Origin of the sequence: Rhodoblastus sphagnicola (genome assembly GCF_002937075.1) — a bacterium.
GTDB lineage: Bacteria > Pseudomonadota > Alphaproteobacteria > Rhizobiales > Beijerinckiaceae > Rhodoblastus > Rhodoblastus sphagnicola.
The window spans coordinates 17,604-32,123 of sequence record NZ_NHSJ01000069.1 but is presented as its reverse complement, the minus strand read 5'-3'; the positions used below and the strand labels follow the sequence as shown (position 1 = coordinate 32,123).

Below are 14,520 nucleotides of genomic sequence, written 5' to 3'. Positions count from 1 at the left end.
CCTACGCCGTCATGCCGGTTTTGGGTTTTCTTTTTCGCCCGCGCGCGTTGCCGTGCGCGGCGGATGCGGTCTTGATCCGCGCCAGCAGTTTTTCCGCAGGTTCGTCCTCGCGGTTTTGGGGGACGAGTTCGCCGCGAAATGCTTTGGTCAGGATGGCCTGATCCAGCCGCGTCAGAAGTCTTGACGCGGAGGCGGCGTCGGCGGCGATCCGGTCTATTTTTTGAAACGCGGATTCGATGCGGCGGACGATTTCGGCTTGTTCCCCTTTGTCCACCACCGGAACTTGAAGGCGCAGGAGCCGTCCCTTGTTCAAAATTGGCAATGTCGTCGCCGACGCATTCGTGAGCACTTGGCTCTTGAATTGAGGCGCATTGACAATCCAGAAGAGCCATTCAGCGATGACGGCCTCGCTCGGAACGAGCGCATTGATCTGCTGATTGGTGCAACACGCGACGCGGGCTAAGCCAGCCTTTCCGATGGTTGCGCCGATGCAGGTCAACAAAGTCGATCCTGCTGGAACACACCGCCCACGTCGAGCGCCCTCGTCGGTCAGTGTTTCTCGACATTCACGAACTTGATACCCTACATCAAGGTCCGTCGGCTTGAAAAACGGGATATTGCCGCCAAAGAACAGTTCACGCTCGGCTGTTGGCGGCGTCGTTCCCGTCACAACATCTGCAATCTGGCTAACTTCAATCAGTTCCAGAGGGCGTCGCAGCTCTATCGTTGACAGCAGCAACTCACCATCAAACGCCTTTTCCAAGATCGCCTGTTTGGCGCGGGCGACGAGGGCGGGGATGCGGTCGAGATCGGCGCGGGCGCGTTTCGCCCTTGCGTCCAGCGCATCCAGTTTGGCGACGATCCGGCGTTGTTCGGCAAGTGGGGGGAGCCTTACCTCATGACCAAGAATATCGTTCCGCGATAGGCCCGGAATATCGCCGCGCGCCGACCGAACAATTTCTTGAATGTTGTGTTTGAGTGCGAGGCGGACGAAGTCACGATCGACGCCCTTTGCGGACTCAAACGCATACACGTCGCGCCCTATGGCGCAGGCGATGCCGGGAAAGAGCTTTCCGACACCGGCACCCTTAACAGTTATGAAAATGCAGCCATCTGGCACCACCTTTTGTGGTGATGTTGTCCATTTGCCTTGATGCAGACGGGTTCCGTCCCATTGTTCGGGACCAGTGACATACAGCGTGCCCTGACCGGTCAAGTTTACAGTCGCCGAGGCCGGGGACTGACCACAGTGCAGCTGACCGATTAAATCGAGGGATATTTCCTTCCACCCCGCCGGCAGCCCGCTCATTTCTCATTCATTTCGGTCGCGTTCCAGTTCTAGCTTCGCTGATCAATGCGCCGCGTTTGTCGTTTTCGGCGGTTCTGACATAATCCGGCCATCGGCATCAACAAGCACGACTTTTCCTTCCCGAAGAGTAGCAAGAGGTCGGCCAGTGCGACGCGAGTCCTCCAGCAGGGCTTGGCCGGCGGCTTCGATGCCTTGCTTGATGCCCTCCATCAGCGAGGGCGGCGTGCGCTGCGTCATGGTGTTTGCTCCTGAACCCGACGCCAAAGCTCGGAATCGTGAAGGGTGACGGCGCCGGCGCGCTTTTCGATGATGAACCGCGCGGGCGAAACTTCCGCGTCGAGAATAGCGCCGTCTTCGGCCATCGGCCAATAGAGGTCCAGCAGATTGCGCCATCCGGCGCCATGGCGGCGGCGTATGACGTCGGGCGGGATGTCATGGCCGCCCTCGCCGACCCGCTGGGCGACGCGGGCCATGGCCAGTTCGGGCGAACGCAGCCACAAGAACAGCAAGGTGAAGCGATAGCCGAGGCTTTGGCATCGGCGGATCAGGGCGGCGTGGCCGCGCCCCGCGCAGGTGGTTTCGAAGGCGAAGGAGGCGCCGGCGCCGATCAGATGTTCCATCCGCTCCAGCATGACGCGTCCCGCCACCAGCGCCGCGCCGTCCGGATTGAACGGGGACAGCCCCTTGGCGATCTCGTCGGCGTTGACGAATTCGACGATACCGGTGAAGCGCGGCAACAAAACCTTGGCGGCGGTGGTCTTGCCGGCGCCATTGGGGCCGCCGATGACAAGCAGCTCCCTCATGCGACGGGATCGCTGGCCAGTTCCTCGCCCAGCGCCTCGATTTCCAGCAGCGCGCTTTTCAGATGCCCCATCAGCGCGTCAATCAGTTCCTCCGGCTCGGTCAGCGTATCTTCGGCGTCATTGGAGGTGTCGCGCAGCCAGGTGACGTCGAGATTGTCGCCACGGGCGGCGATGAATTCCCGTGTAAAACAGCGGAAACGGCCTTCCTCGCCCTGATCGACGCGGGGCGCGCGGCCCAGCGGATCGGCGCCGAAGGCTTTTTCGAAATCGGCAAAGGTTTCAAGCGTCAGCGGACTGGTCTTGCCGAAGGCCGGCATGTTGGCGCGCAGGTCGTAAATCCAGACGTTTTGGGTCTCGCCGCTGTCGCCAATCCCCTTGGTGAAGAAGATGACATTGGTCTTCACGCCCTGAGCATAGAAAATGCCGGTGGGCAGGCGCAGGATCGTGTGCAGGTCGCAGCGGTCCATCAACATGCGCCGCAGATCGCGCCCGCGCCCGTCTTCAAACAGCACATTGTCGGGCACGACAATGGCGGCGCGTCCGCCGGGTTTCAGGCAGCGGAGGCAATGTTCGACGAAGGGAAGCTGATAGGAGGAAACGGCGGCGGTCACTGTGAGGTCGTCGCGGGAAGGCCGCCCGCCAGCCGGGCCGAACGGCGGATTGGTGAGGATGAGATCGGCCTTTTGCAGTTCGGCGCCGTCGGGCGAAAGGGTGTCGCCGAGGCGGATGTGCCAAGAGTCGATCCCGTGCAGGAACAGGTTCATCAGCAGCAGGCGATAGACGCCCTCCACGTTCTCCATTCCATGCAGGGCGTGGTGGATCTGGAATTTCTGTTGCGCGGATGGGAGGTCGAAGTAGCCGTCGGTGGACGCCTTCATGAATTGGTCAGCGGCGATCAAAAAGCCGCCGGTGCCCGTGGCCGGGTCTTGAATCGTCTCGCCCGCCTTGGGCTGCATCAGCCGCACCAGAAGGTCGATCAGCACGCGGGGCGTAAAATACTGGCCGGCGCCGCGCTTGGTTTCCTCGGCGTTTTTCTGCAACAGGCCTTCGTAGAGGTCGCCGAAGGAGTCGCGCGCCTCGCTGAACCAGCGCAGGTCGTCGATGGCGGCGACCAGCTTGTCGAGATTGACCGGCTCGCGGATGAAGGTGGCGGCATTGGCGAAAACCGCCTGCACCGTGCGGTCGAGGCGTTTTTCCGGATCGCCGAGATCGGCGAGGATGCGGCGATAGAGCGCCAGCCGTTTGATGCCCTCCTCGGCGACAAGGTCGCCCCAGCGGGCGCCAGCAGGAATCTTGCCGTCCTCGCGCTTTTGCTCCGCCATCATCTTGAGAAACAGCAGATAGGTCAGCTCTGTGACATATTGCTGGTAGGTGATGCCGTCCTTGCGGAGAACCGCGCAGAGCCGCCAGAGTTTTTGGACGAGATCGGCAGAGGGGTTCATGGACGCTTCCCGAATCGGCCGCCTAGCTGGCGCGGCCCCAGATCGCTTCGTTAAGGTCCGCCAGCACATCCTGCAAGCCGTGGCCGAATTCGGCATCGACGGTTTCAAAGCCGCCCTGCGCCGCGAAGGCCGGCTCGGCGAGGATGGCGCGGTCGCCGACGGGTTGTTCTTTCAGCACGCGCCCGATGCGCCGCAACCATTGCTTCTGTTTCTGGGTCCATGGCTTTGAGGCCTCGATCCGGGCGAGCGCCGAATCGACACGGGCGGCATAGGGAACGAGCGGGTCGCCGATCGCCGCCTGTCGGACAAAGCCGATGATGTGGGCGGCGATGTCGGCGTTGCGGGCGCGGCCATAGGCGCGGCGCAGCTTGGCTTCGGAAAAGCCGTGGTCGTCAAGTTCGGCGGCCAGCGCCTTCAGCTCCATTCGCGTGAGTTCGCGGGGCTTTTGCGTGGCCGCGATCATCGCAGCCGACATGTTCATGTTCTCGCGCACGAACCGCTCGAAGGCGGAGATATAGTCTTCCGGGCTGGCGGCGCCCTCGAACACATCCTCCACGGACACCAGTTCGTCGGCATGGGTGGAGATGTAAATCCCCCCGTCGGCGCCGGCCCGCCGGGCGCCCGAGGCGATGGCGAGAGCTGACGACTGGCTTTGCAGCAGGGCCGCAGCCTCATGAGGCGCCGCCGCACGCAAGCGGGTGAGAAACTCTTCGGGCGTTGCGCCGGCAGCGCGGGAAAAGGCCTCGCGCTGCGGCTCGGTGAAATGGCGCATGGCGCGGCGCAGGCGCACGACGATCTGATCGCGCACGAAAACGCGGTCCTCGTCGGTGGGCGCCCGCAAGAAATCCGAGACGAGGGTTTCCAGCGACACATTGGCGTCGACGACGACCGGCCTCATGTCGGTGACGGCCTGCAAATTGGCGTAGATGTCGACGGCGTCGAAAATACGAAAAACCTCCTTGCCGATCTCGTCGCATTTCCGCGTCGCCCGTCCGATCATCTGGTCGTAGAGGATGCGGCTGTTGACCCGACGGACGAAGACCAGATTGCAGACGACGGGGACATCGACGCCTGTGGTGAGCAGATCGACGGTGACGACATATTTTGGCCGAGGGTCGTTGCGGTAGGCGAGGATGAGGTCGCCGGGCCTGTCGACCTTGCCGGTGATTTTTTGGACGAGGTCGTGCGGCTGCGGGCCGTATTCGGTCTCCAGCGCCTTGCGAAGCTGATCGACAAGCGTGTCGGCGTGGTCATCGCGGGCGGCAAAAAGGAGTGTTTTGCCGGGGGCCGAGGGCGGAATTTCCAAGGCGACGGCCTCAGCGACGACGCGGTTGAACTCGGTCGAATAGACCCTTTTGTTGAATTCCTGGATCTCAAAATCGACCTGATCCGGCATTTGGAAAAGGTCGATCTGGCCGTTGCGGGGATCGATGATTTCGACTTCGTCGCCCTCCGAAAAGGTGATGCCGGCGACAGCCAGGGCGGTCTTGATGCGACGCGGCGGGGCATGGTCGATGAGAAAGCCATCGACCACGGCCTGCCGGTAACTGTAGCGATAGACGGGGGCGCCAAAGATTTCGGCGGTGTGCAGGGCCGGCGTCGCGGTCAGCGCGATCTTGATCGCGTCGAAATAGTCGAGGACGCGGCGGTATTTTGAGAGGTAGTCCTCAAGCGAGCGGAATTCGAGGTCTTCCTCGCGCAGCTCGGCGTCGAGCGTATAGCCACGATGCGCTTCATCCACGACGATGCAGTCATAGGTTCCCGGCGAGGGCCGCTCTTCGATTCCTTCGGCTGAGATGACCCGCTTGACCATAGCCTGCACCGTGGCGACGTGGACGCGGGTTTCCTTGGCCGGCAGCTTGGTGTCGAGGCCGGCGACAGTGTAGCTCTCATCGAATTTGAGCAGACCCTCAAGTTCGGTGTTGGCGAGGGCGCGCAGGGTTTGTTTGCCGAGTTCGTTTCGATCGACCAGAAACAGGATGCGGCGGAACCGCTTGTGCTTGAGCACGCGATACATCAGGGCGATGCAGGTGCGCGTTTTGCCCGTCCCCGTGGCCATGGCGACGAGAATTTCGCGCTGGCCGCGCCCGAGCGCCCCCTCGATCGCCTTGATCGCCTCCTGCTGATAGGGACGAATGCCGGCATAATCGAAGGATTCGGCGGCGAGGCCGGAGCCGTCGACCGACTGCGCCATTTTTTCCCTGAGATCTTGCGGCGTGAACCAGTCGCTCAGGGCCAAGGGCAGATTGGCGGCGCGGCGGGCGTCGCGGAACCAGACACCGGATTTCGTCAGCATCTGCTTCACATAGGGGCGACCGTTGGTGGCGAAGACAAAAGGAACGCCGCCGGGCGCGTCCCCCGACAGCGCCAAGGGCAGGCGATGTTCGTCAGCCAGCTTGACGCTCTTGGCATAACGTTCAGTCTGGATCAGGACGCCGGGAACATCGGTCTTGCCGCGCTTGGCTTCGATCAGGCCGACGCAATGACCATCGAGAAAGAGGGCGTAATCGACAGGGCCGGTGGCCGTCGGCCATTCGGCGATGGCTAAGGCAGGCGCTGAATCCGGACGGATTCCTGCGCCATGGCGTAGGCGCGCCGAATCCACAGTCCAGCCGGCTGCGGACAGCTTGGCGTCGATGAGGACGCGGGTGTCGGCCTCATCGAGTTCGATTTTCGCGTCGGCGGTCTCGGCCTGCTGCGCCTGCTGCGCCAAGTCGGCGGGCGTCTGGCTTTGCGCCTCGGCCCTCAGGCGGTCCAGTGAGCGCTGAACTTGGTCGCGGGCTGCGGCCTCTTCAGCGGCCAGTTGCTCCCATTGGAAGCGCTCTTCGGCCTCGCGCTGGGCCAAGGCCTCGGCGTCAAGGCGACCGCGCGCGGATTCCTCGGCTACCCGCCGCGCCTTTTCCGCCGCGTTTTCGGTCGCGGCGAGTTGGTCGCGCAGCCGGGTGATTTCGTCGGCCAGTTCTGCTTTCGAGTCTTTCGGCGGTTCAGGCGGGCGAAAGGCGTCGGCCTCGAAGTCCCGGTTCGGCCCATAAGCGCGCAGGAACCACACGCCAAGTTGGCGCGCGACCTTCAGCCCGGTCAAGGCCTGCTGCGGTGTGCCGAGGTTTTCGTGGACGGCGGCGTTGCCGTATCGGCGAAGGAAATGGAAGACGTCTGCCGCCTGCTTCGGAAGCTTGCCTGCCTGTTGCAGGCTGCGAAGGGTCTCGTCGAAATTGGCGCGAGCGTCGAGGGCGAGGCCGTTTCGGGCGGCGAGCGATTTCGCCATGTGCTCGGCGAATTGCCGCAGTTTTCCCAACGCGGTGGGCGCGTCCTCATGGAAGGCCCACTCGGCGAGGGCGCCCAGACGGGCGAGGTCCGCGTCAAATGACGTCAGGAAATCGAAGTTGCGAGAATTCGGGCCCACAATGGCCGCCTGGTTGATTTCGAACGCGCGCATATTGGCTCAAGCTCAGGCGTTCGGCAACGTCTGCCATTTCGTGCGGTCGGACGGGGGCCACGGCGCCGGGCGCGGCGAATATGTCATCGCGAGGACTTCATGAGCCAGCGGAATGCAGGGCGGCGTCATGGTTTCCGCCGGCAGCGAACGCGTATGGCCTGATATGGGGAAATTGACCGCCCCAGCCGCGCGGATCAACCCGGCTCGCTTCCTCCCGTCGTTCCGCCGGTCGTGCAGCTCCGCCCCGCACGCGGCGCGCCGAAAGCGCGGGGTTTGATCGCCCGGCCACTTGGTCCGGTCCGCATGTCCCCATCAGGCCGCACACGCGGCCCGCACGCAAGGGGACCACGATGAAAGCCCAGCATTTCGACGTCCATCAAAGCATCACGGACACGATCATCGCCGCGATCGAGCGCGGCGCCGGCGAGTTCCGGCTGCCATGGCATCGGTCGGCAGGGAACGCCATGCGCCCAACCAATATCGGCTCGAAAAAGCGGTACAGGGGCGTGAACGTCGTCACTCTCTGGGCGATCTCCGACCAGCATGGCTATTCCTCGGGCTGCTGGGGCACTTATCGCCAATGGGCGGAGGCCGGAGCCCAAGTCCGCAAAGGCGAAAAGGCGGCGTATGTGGCGTTCTACAAGGAAGTCGTGGTCACCGACGAGGAAGACCGGCGCGAGACGCGCCTCATCGCTCGCGCGAGCCCGGTCTTTGCGGCAGAACAGGTGGACGGCTACGCATCCAATTCAGACGCGCCGACGCCTCCCATGTCGCCGATCGAGCAAGCCGAAGCCTTTGTCTCCCGCACAGGCGCGGTGATCGAGCATGGCGGCGACCGAGCTTTCTACCGCCCGGCAACCGACCAGATTGTCCTGCCGGCCCGCGAAGTCTTCGTCGGAACGCCGACGATCTCCCCGGCGGAAGCCTATTACGCGACGGCTTTTCATGAACTGACCCATTGGACAAGCCATGAAAGCCGTTGCAACCGCCTGCTTGGCCGGCGCTTCGGCGACGCAGCCTATGCGGCGGAAGAGTTGATCGCTGAACTCGGCGCCGCATTCTTGTGTGCCGACGCGGGCGTCAGCGCTGAGCCCCGTGTCGATCACGCGCAATATCTCGAACATTGGCTGCGGCTTATGAAGGGCGACAAACGCGCCATCTTCACCGCCGCCGCAAAGGCGAACGAGGCGGTTGCCTATATGACGGCCTTGCAAGGAGGGTGAGTTTCATCACCCCACCGCAACGGCTCACTCCTTGAGGTACGACAGCGCGGTGGACGCTGGTGTGGGAGAGGGGAATCGAACCCCTCCTACGGTGCTCTCGGAAGCTAATGAGGCAAGCAGCCAAAGCTCTGTTATTTGCGTGGATCGACGCACCCCGACAGGGCCCACAACACCGTGCGCTTCACCTTGCACATTGAACGTGATGCTTGCTTCCATGTGAGCCTCCATTCTTACGAATGTGAGCCCCCCGTGGTGCGCCGCCCACGCTATAACAGCGGCAATTATGCTTCCCTTTAGCTTTTTTCCCGAGCTGTCCTTGCGAGCAGGATGATGCGTTATTCCGAACTTTGCAACAGCCTCAGCCGATCGCCCCAGCATGTGCAAAAATCAAGACTTTTGCAACAAATCCCCATTCCATGTTTCGCAAGCGTTTCGGATGTGCAAAAGTTTGTTGCGAAAGTCTTACGCTTCGCTATCGTCTTCTCATGGCAATTTTCGGTTATGCGAGAGTTTCGACGGACGGCCAGAGCTTGGAAGCTCAGGTGGAATCATTGTGCGCGGCCGGCGCTGAGAAGGTGTTTCGGGAAACAGCCAGCGGCAAAGAGACTGATCGTCGCCAGTTGGCCAGGGCGGTAAAGTCCTTAGCCAAAGGCGATACTTTGCTCGTTACTCGGCTCGACCGGCTCGCGCGCTCGACCCGGGATTTGTTGAACATCCTTGATGCCATAGGGAACGTTGGCGCGGGATTTCGATCGTTAAGTGACACATGGGCCGACACGACGACCCCACATGGCCGCTTGATGTTGACAGTTTTAGGTGGCCTTGCCGAATTCGAGCGCGAGTTGATTCGCGCTCGGACCGGCGAGGGGCGCGAACGCGCCCAAGCACGCGGCGTTCATATGGGCCGCCCTCGCAAGCTCACCCGCCATCAACGCGCGGAAGCGCTGGCGGCACTGGCCGAAGGCACGGCCACGCAGGCAGATCTCGCACGGCGATTCAACGTCGATCGAAGCACAGTTTCGAGGCTTCGCTCATGACAAGACCGGAGTTCGGACGCATGTCTGCGTGCAATTCGAATCTGTTTGAATGCGACGTTGCCTCGGGTTTTATATGCGCGGCACTGACCAATAAGACACGAAAATCTTCATTCGGTCACAGGGCGTAGCCAAGCCAAACGATCCACACATATCAGCTTGGCAATGATGCTGACTATCAACAATAAAGCAACGGGGAAACAATGTTTGAGGATGTTTGTTACAAAAAATCTTTTCTTACCGAGGTCGTCGCCAGAATCGATTTCGTTTCTCCCGTCGCAGCCTTGGAAAAGAATATTCCTGCAAAGGCGATTAAAAAAATCGGGCTCTATTTTCCAATCGCAGAGCCAATTGAATCTATTTCACAGCATATTGAGTTGGGCGTAGACGGAGGGGTAAAGCAAAAAGAAGTTCGCGGAAAGCAATGGAATTTTTTTGGAAAGCAGCGCGAAAAACAACTTACCATCGAGTCGAGCGCAATATTTGTGCGATATACGAAATATCGGCGATTCGAGGATCTCAAAGCGGAATTTCAAGAATCTATTGGGACAATAGATCAGGCAGAACCCGGAATTATAGCTCAACGGTTTGGACTCAGGTACGTTAATCAATTTGAGTTTGACGATTTAACCATTTCAAGCATTGGTAAATATTTTGACGAATCTATTATAGGTAGCTTACCATTCAATTTATATGCTGCCAATATTACAAGAAATTTTCACGTTGTGGAATTGAAATTTGACGACATCGACGTGCGTTTCCAGTTTGGATTTCCAAATTCTGATTATCCGGCAATCATGAGGCGACCTATGTTTGTCATAGATATTGATGCGTATGCACAAATTATACATCCTATTAGTGAGTCTATTCAATATATTGAATCTGCACATGAACGAATTCAGGAACTTTTTGAGAAAAGCATTACAGAATCGCTTCGGAGTAAGATGAATGGTCGAAAATAACCCTCTTTTAGGCAACTCTTATGTTTCTGGTGTCTCTGCTACTTCGGCTTCATCTCCCGTTGTCCGCGAGAATCCGCCTGTTATCGCGCAGCCAAAGTTAGTTGAAATATCAAGCAAGAGCTTCAATATCGACGAAGGCCGCTACGGTTCGGGAAAGCCCCGGCGCATCATTATCAGGGGAAAGATTTCAAGTGACTAATATTCAGGTGAAGCGCAGGAAGCTGCCTCGCATAGCGCAAGGAGATATATTCCGTGATGTAGAATGTATTGAGCGCGTTTTAGAGGATCGCGGCATAATTGAAGTTTCGAAGGTCGTGTTTCCCTTGGCTGTGCTCATGACGCAAGATTGCGATCTTGAGCAAAATGCGAAATACAAACCCAAAAATCATAAGCCGCCTATAGATGATGATAAGCGTCTTTTTTCAGTGCTATTCGTTCCACTTTATAATGCCGAGCATGTTTTTCAAGGGGCTCATTTATCCGCCCTAAGTATGAATATGGCCCCAATCAACAAGAAAAAAACTCCAGGAACATCACTCATGCAAAATGAGCGTCCACGGTACCATTACCTCGAATTTCCACATGATGTTCCTATAGTCCCGCAAATTGCTGATTTCAAACATTACTTTTCTTCTCATATCAACTATGTGGAAGCGTTGCGCGCGAAACATTTCGTTTGCCGAATAACGGACCTTTTTAGAGAAGACCTGTCCCAGCGTTTCGCAGCTTATTTGGCTCGCATCGGTCTTCCCGAACTGAAGAAGGCACCTCCTTCGCAGCCGCCTCAACCATCTGGCGGCGTTATTTTGTGAGATAATACGCTTGCAGGAAAGTGATCACGCAGCGTGGCGGTCAACACCTCGCCAGTTTGGATTGCTGTGGGTCGATTTCACGACGCCGTCGAGACCTTCTTCGGTCTCCCGCCCTTCCGTACTTTTGACGCCATGGCCTCGAAATCCAGTCCCTTGAACACGGACCAGTCCACGGCCTCCATAAGCGGCAACTGAGCCAGCCTCTGGCATTCGGCTCGCGTAAGGGAGCGATTCGAGCCATAGTCGTCGTGCACGTCCATGCGCGTGCTCTGCCCCATCTGCTTGCGCCGCGTCTCGCCGTCGATCGCGGCGTCGACCATCGCGTCCTTGGCGCCGTGGCGCAAGGCGTGGGGGACTTCGATGTTGCAGCCGATGGCGCCGGCCTTTTTCAGCAGGCGACCGCACCGCTTTGACGCCGCGTCGGCAGGGTCCGCGCAGGCATGCAACTGGCGGAAGATGAACGCGTCCCCCTGCTCTTTGGCCCAGTCGGTGAAGCCGCATTCGTCCCACATCTTATGGAGAACAAAGAAATTCAGGCTGTCCGTCGTCTTGTATGGCGCGCGGTACCATCTCCCCTTCTGCGAGTCGAAGGCCACCCCGTCGATGCGGACGATGGTGACGCCATGCTTTGTCTGGAAATCGCTGCCGCGCAGATAGGCGAGCAGGCCAAGTCGCCGCGACGAGGTCTGGGCCAGCGCTGGGAGCAGGGCGTCGTCGCTGAAGCCCGAAGCGATGCCGATGCGGAACACCTCGTTGAGCCGTTCAGCATCGAGCCCCTCTCGCGTGGCCGAGGGTCTCAACTGTTTGGGCCAGATCAGCCGCATGTTCCCAAACGGATGGCGCATCGGGTGCAGACGAACGGCGTAGTTGATCACGGCCTTGATGGCGGGCAGGTATCCGTCCTCCATGGTCTTGCGCGTCAGCCGCTCCCAGCAATTGTCCTTCTTGTTGATCCCGATGGCCGCCTTCGGCCCGATCGCCCGGACCGTTGAGGATTCCGGCATTTCCTTGCCGTAGGCGAGGGGAAGGTGCTGCGCCTCGTTGATGAATTTTTGCAGATCGAAAGGCAGGTACTGGTCAATCGGCCTGTCGCCCATGACCGCGACGAAGACTTCGGCGCGCATCCGCGCCGTCGAGATCGTGCCCTTCTCCTCGCCGGCGCCTTCGCGCAGGTCGAGATAATCCGCCAGGGCGGCGCTGAACAAGGGCGCGTCGGATTGCGGTTGCGGCGTTTTGGCCGGCGCGGCTTTCGCGACAGCGGCCACGGGCGAGACGACTACAGGTTTTTGCTCCACGGCGCCGGCGACGACCGGGGCGGACGCCCCCGTGTCGTTGACGCCGCGCGCGCGGATCTGCGCCATGTCCCCGAAGACCGCAGGGCCGGCCTTGGCGGCATCCGCGAACGCCTGCATGCGATATTTCAGGTCCGCGCGGAGGAGGTCGGCGTTGGCGGCGACAGGAGAATCGGTTCCTGCACCCAGCCGGATCTCCCGTTCAAGGGCGCCGCCCTCCTGAAACAGGGCGAAGCTCTGCATCGCGCGTGGAGACAATTCGGGGAAGGGCGGCGCCTCCCGCTTCAAGGTCTCCAGCGCCTTGGCGAAGAGCTGCGCCATTTCCTTTAGGAAAGCCGTCGGTTCGGGAGGAACCTTGTCTCGGCGTCCCGCGTCGCCGAAATCGAACTCGCCTTGCCGCACCTTCTCCTCCATCTGCCGTCGCCACCGGGCGAAAAGCGCCTCGGCGAGGTCGGCAAGATGCAGCGCCCATGCTTGGGCGGTTCGCGTCGACACAGCTCCCAGCCGCAGCCTATGAGGCGCCGGCTTTTTGAAAGCGGCAAGCCCCTTGGGCAAGCGTGGGCGAATCTGGAAGAAGAAGACGTCGCCCCTGTGCACGAGGTAGGAGGGGCGGGCCCTGCGGCGGCGCCCGGAGCGGACTACATTTTGGGATACAAGTCGGGATACATCGTTCGCCATGGCTCGACCGGTGTTGGCCGAACCCTTGATTTTCAGGCGTTTCCGCTTTTGCGGAAACTGGCGGATAGGGGATTAGAAACTGGCGGAGAGGGAGGGATTCGAACCCCCGATACGGTTGCCCGTATGCCGCATTTCGAGTGCGGTGCTTTCAACCACTCAGCCACCTCTCCGCAGAGGTCTCTTGTTGTTTTTAAAGCGATTCAGGCGTGTGGTTGGCGATCCCTGACGCTATCCCTGATCGATTGCCGCTCACGGCTATACCTCTCAGGGCGAGGAGCCTTCTACACAGGAGCCGTTGGCGTGGCAAGCGGGAAGACCGACTATCTCCGAAATAAGCCGGGGACGAACGACTGGTCAGTTCGGTCCGATATCCACCAGCGTTGCGAGAAAGCGCATGTGCGTTTCAAGGCGCAGATGACGGGCCGAAGGAACGGAGGCGGAGCCTTCGCTCGCCCGGATGAGGTCGGGGCGCGCATACGCGGCATGACATGGCCAGATTGATCGCCTGCGCGATCTCGGCGTTGGCGTCGATGGAGACGACCCTTGACTTCAGGCGCGCGTTGCGGATATCAAGCTAAACGGTCTGTCGTGGCTTGCGCCGCGACTTTTTGTTTTGGCTCCGCCGGAACAGCCGTTCATCCGGGTTTTCGGGCGCCAGCCCAAAACTCACCCCTGCTGGTTCGGCTGCAAAGAAGCCGGCCGCGCGTCAAAAAAGCGCAGAGCCGGATATGAACACGAGGAAAAACGATGTTCGCAGTCATTAAAACCGGCGGCAAGCAGTATCGCGTCGCCGCCGATGAACAGATCACCGTCATGTCGCTCGAAGGCAATGCCGGCGACAAGGTCACTTTCTCAGACGTCCTGCTCGTCGACAACGACGGCGCCGCCACCATCGGCGCGCCCTTCGTCGCCGGCGCCTCCGTCACCGCCGAGATCGTCGAACAGGCCCGCGGCCCGAAGGTCATTTCCTTCAAGAAGCGTCGCCGCAAGAATTCCAAGCGCAAGCGCGGTCACCGTCAGGATCTGACGCTCGTGCGCATTCTCGAAGTCATCGCCGCCTGATCGCGCGAAAACTTCACCAAACTGGAACTCGGCCGCGCGTGCGGCGTTAAGGATCTCGGAGCAGGACAATGGCTCACAAAAAGGCAGGCGGTTCATCCCGCAACGGGCGCGACTCGGACGGTCGGCGCCTCGGCGTGAAAAAGTTCGGCGGCGAAGCGGTCGTGGCTGGCAACATTATCGTGCGTCAACGCGGCACCAAATGGCACCCCGGCTCCAATGTCGGCATGGGCAAGGACCATACCCTGTTTGCTCTCGTAAACGGCAAGGTCCTGTTTAAAACCCAAGGGGCCCGTTCGGTCATTACCGTAACCGCCGCCCCGGCCCAGGTAGCCGCCGAAGCGGCCGAATAATTCGGGAGATGGATTGGTCTCCCGAGGCGCTAAGTCCCCGGGAGGCCTTCCAAAGGCCAAGTTTCCGAACGAAGACCGACAAAATCTTCTGTCAGGAAACATCCAGCGCCAAGCTTT

Annotated in this window: 13 protein-coding genes and 1 tRNA gene; 7 read left to right on the top strand and 7 right to left on the bottom strand. The window is 60.2% G+C overall.

The window, feature by feature from the left end; genetic code table 11:
- Nucleotide 1 precedes the first annotated feature (1 nt).
- From CCR94_RS10825 to hsdR, 5 genes are read right to left on the bottom strand one after another with little or no spacing between them, the layout of a single operon-like run.
- Nucleotides 2-1,309 carry a restriction endonuclease subunit S gene (locus CCR94_RS10825; RefSeq protein WP_104507862.1) on the bottom strand — a complete coding sequence of 436 codons (1,308 nt, stop codon included), beginning with the start codon at nucleotides 1,307-1,309 and terminating at the stop codon, nucleotides 2-4.
- A 42-nt stretch (nucleotides 1,310-1,351) separates the two neighbouring features.
- Nucleotides 1,352-1,546: a hypothetical protein gene (locus CCR94_RS10820; protein WP_104507861.1), complete on the bottom strand. Its 195-nt coding sequence runs from the start codon at nucleotides 1,544-1,546 to the stop codon at nucleotides 1,352-1,354.
- Nucleotides 1,543-2,112, bottom strand: coding sequence for an ATPase (locus tag CCR94_RS10815; protein WP_104507860.1), 570 nt, complete (start codon nucleotides 2,110-2,112; stop codon nucleotides 1,543-1,545). The genes CCR94_RS10820 and CCR94_RS10815 overlap by 4 nt, the downstream gene beginning before the upstream one ends.
- The gene (locus CCR94_RS10810; protein ID WP_104507859.1) at nucleotides 2,109-3,554 is read right to left on the bottom strand and encodes a class I SAM-dependent DNA methyltransferase; all 1,446 of its coding nucleotides are present in this window, start codon (nucleotides 3,552-3,554) and stop codon (nucleotides 2,109-2,111) included. Before CCR94_RS10810 ends, CCR94_RS10815 begins: the two co-directional genes overlap by 4 nt.
- Nucleotides 3,555-3,576: 22 nt before the next feature.
- Entirely contained in the window at nucleotides 3,577-6,990 is a 3,414-nt protein-coding gene (gene hsdR, locus CCR94_RS10805; RefSeq protein WP_104507858.1) for a type I restriction-modification system endonuclease, read from the bottom strand.
- Between the two features lie 350 nt (nucleotides 6,991-7,340).
- Between hsdR and CCR94_RS10795 the strand changes: the two genes are divergently transcribed.
- The 5 genes from CCR94_RS10795 (at nucleotide 7,341) to CCR94_RS24550 (ending at nucleotide 11,021) form a co-directional block, all read left to right on the top strand.
- Nucleotides 7,341-8,213, top strand: coding sequence for an ArdC family protein (locus CCR94_RS10795; RefSeq protein ID WP_104507856.1), 873 nt, complete (start codon nucleotides 7,341-7,343; stop codon nucleotides 8,211-8,213).
- A gap of 416 nt (nucleotides 8,214-8,629) precedes the next feature.
- Nucleotides 8,630-9,250, top strand: coding sequence for a recombinase family protein (locus tag CCR94_RS10790; RefSeq protein ID WP_338052983.1), 621 nt, complete (start codon nucleotides 8,630-8,632; stop codon nucleotides 9,248-9,250).
- 200 nt (nucleotides 9,251-9,450) lie between these two features.
- The gene (locus CCR94_RS10785; RefSeq protein WP_104507854.1) at nucleotides 9,451-10,209 is read left to right on the top strand and encodes a TIGR04255 family protein; all 759 of its coding nucleotides are present in this window, start codon (nucleotides 9,451-9,453) and stop codon (nucleotides 10,207-10,209) included.
- Nucleotides 10,196-10,408 carry a hypothetical protein gene (locus CCR94_RS24555; protein ID WP_146089958.1) on the top strand — a complete coding sequence of 71 codons (213 nt, stop codon included), beginning with the start codon at nucleotides 10,196-10,198 and terminating at the stop codon, nucleotides 10,406-10,408. Before CCR94_RS10785 ends, CCR94_RS24555 begins: the two co-directional genes overlap by 14 nt.
- Nucleotides 10,401-11,021, top strand: coding sequence for a hypothetical protein (locus CCR94_RS24550; RefSeq protein ID WP_146089957.1), 621 nt, complete (start codon nucleotides 10,401-10,403; stop codon nucleotides 11,019-11,021). Before CCR94_RS24555 ends, CCR94_RS24550 begins: the two co-directional genes overlap by 8 nt.
- A gap of 77 nt (nucleotides 11,022-11,098) precedes the next feature.
- On the opposite strand, the gene CCR94_RS10780 is transcribed toward CCR94_RS24550, so the two are convergent.
- Nucleotides 11,099-12,808: a site-specific integrase gene (locus CCR94_RS10780; protein ID WP_104507853.1), complete on the bottom strand. Its 1,710-nt coding sequence runs from the start codon at nucleotides 12,806-12,808 to the stop codon at nucleotides 11,099-11,101.
- A gap of 263 nt (nucleotides 12,809-13,071) precedes the next feature.
- Nucleotides 13,072-13,161: transfer RNA gene (locus CCR94_RS10775), tRNA-Ser, on the bottom strand.
- Nucleotides 13,162-13,738: 577 nt separating this feature from the next.
- Here CCR94_RS10775 and rplU point away from each other — a divergent pair.
- Nucleotides 13,739-14,053: a 50S ribosomal protein L21 gene (gene rplU, locus CCR94_RS10770; RefSeq protein ID WP_104507852.1), complete on the top strand. Its 315-nt coding sequence runs from the start codon at nucleotides 13,739-13,741 to the stop codon at nucleotides 14,051-14,053.
- Nucleotides 14,054-14,121: 68 nt separating this feature from the next.
- A complete protein-coding gene (gene rpmA, locus CCR94_RS10765) occupies nucleotides 14,122-14,403 on the top strand; it encodes a 50S ribosomal protein L27 (protein ID WP_104507851.1) in 282 nt (93 codons plus the stop codon).
- Nucleotides 14,404-14,520 lie beyond the last annotated feature (117 nt).

Bases quoted from the DNA above. Each gene is read 5' to 3' on its own strand.
- CCR94_RS10825 (WP_104507862.1), bottom strand. From the start codon at position 1,309: ATGAGCGGGCTGCCGGCGGGGTGGAAGGAAATATCCCTCGATTTAATC.
- CCR94_RS10820 (WP_104507861.1), bottom strand. From the start codon at position 1,546: ATGACGCAGCGCACGCCGCCCTCGCTGATGGAGGGCATCAAGCAAGGC.
- CCR94_RS10815 (WP_104507860.1), bottom strand. From the start codon at position 2,112: ATGAGGGAGCTGCTTGTCATCGGCGGCCCCAATGGCGCCGGCAAGACC.
- CCR94_RS10810 (WP_104507859.1), bottom strand. From the start codon at position 3,554: ATGAACCCCTCTGCCGATCTCGTCCAAAAACTCTGGCGGCTCTGCGCG.
- hsdR (WP_104507858.1), bottom strand. From the start codon at position 6,990: ATGCGCGCGTTCGAAATCAACCAGGCGGCCATTGTGGGCCCGAATTCT.
- CCR94_RS10795 (WP_104507856.1), top strand. From the start codon at position 7,341: ATGAAAGCCCAGCATTTCGACGTCCATCAAAGCATCACGGACACGATC.
- CCR94_RS10790 (WP_338052983.1), top strand. From the start codon at position 8,630: ATGTTTCGCAAGCGTTTCGGATGTGCAAAAGTTTGTTGCGAAAGTCTT.
- CCR94_RS10785 (WP_104507854.1), top strand. From the start codon at position 9,451: ATGTTTGAGGATGTTTGTTACAAAAAATCTTTTCTTACCGAGGTCGTC.
- CCR94_RS24555 (WP_146089958.1), top strand. From the start codon at position 10,196: ATGGTCGAAAATAACCCTCTTTTAGGCAACTCTTATGTTTCTGGTGTC.
- rplU (WP_104507852.1), top strand. From the start codon at position 13,739: ATGTTCGCAGTCATTAAAACCGGCGGCAAGCAGTATCGCGTCGCCGCC.
- rpmA (WP_104507851.1), top strand. From the start codon at position 14,122: ATGGCTCACAAAAAGGCAGGCGGTTCATCCCGCAACGGGCGCGACTCG.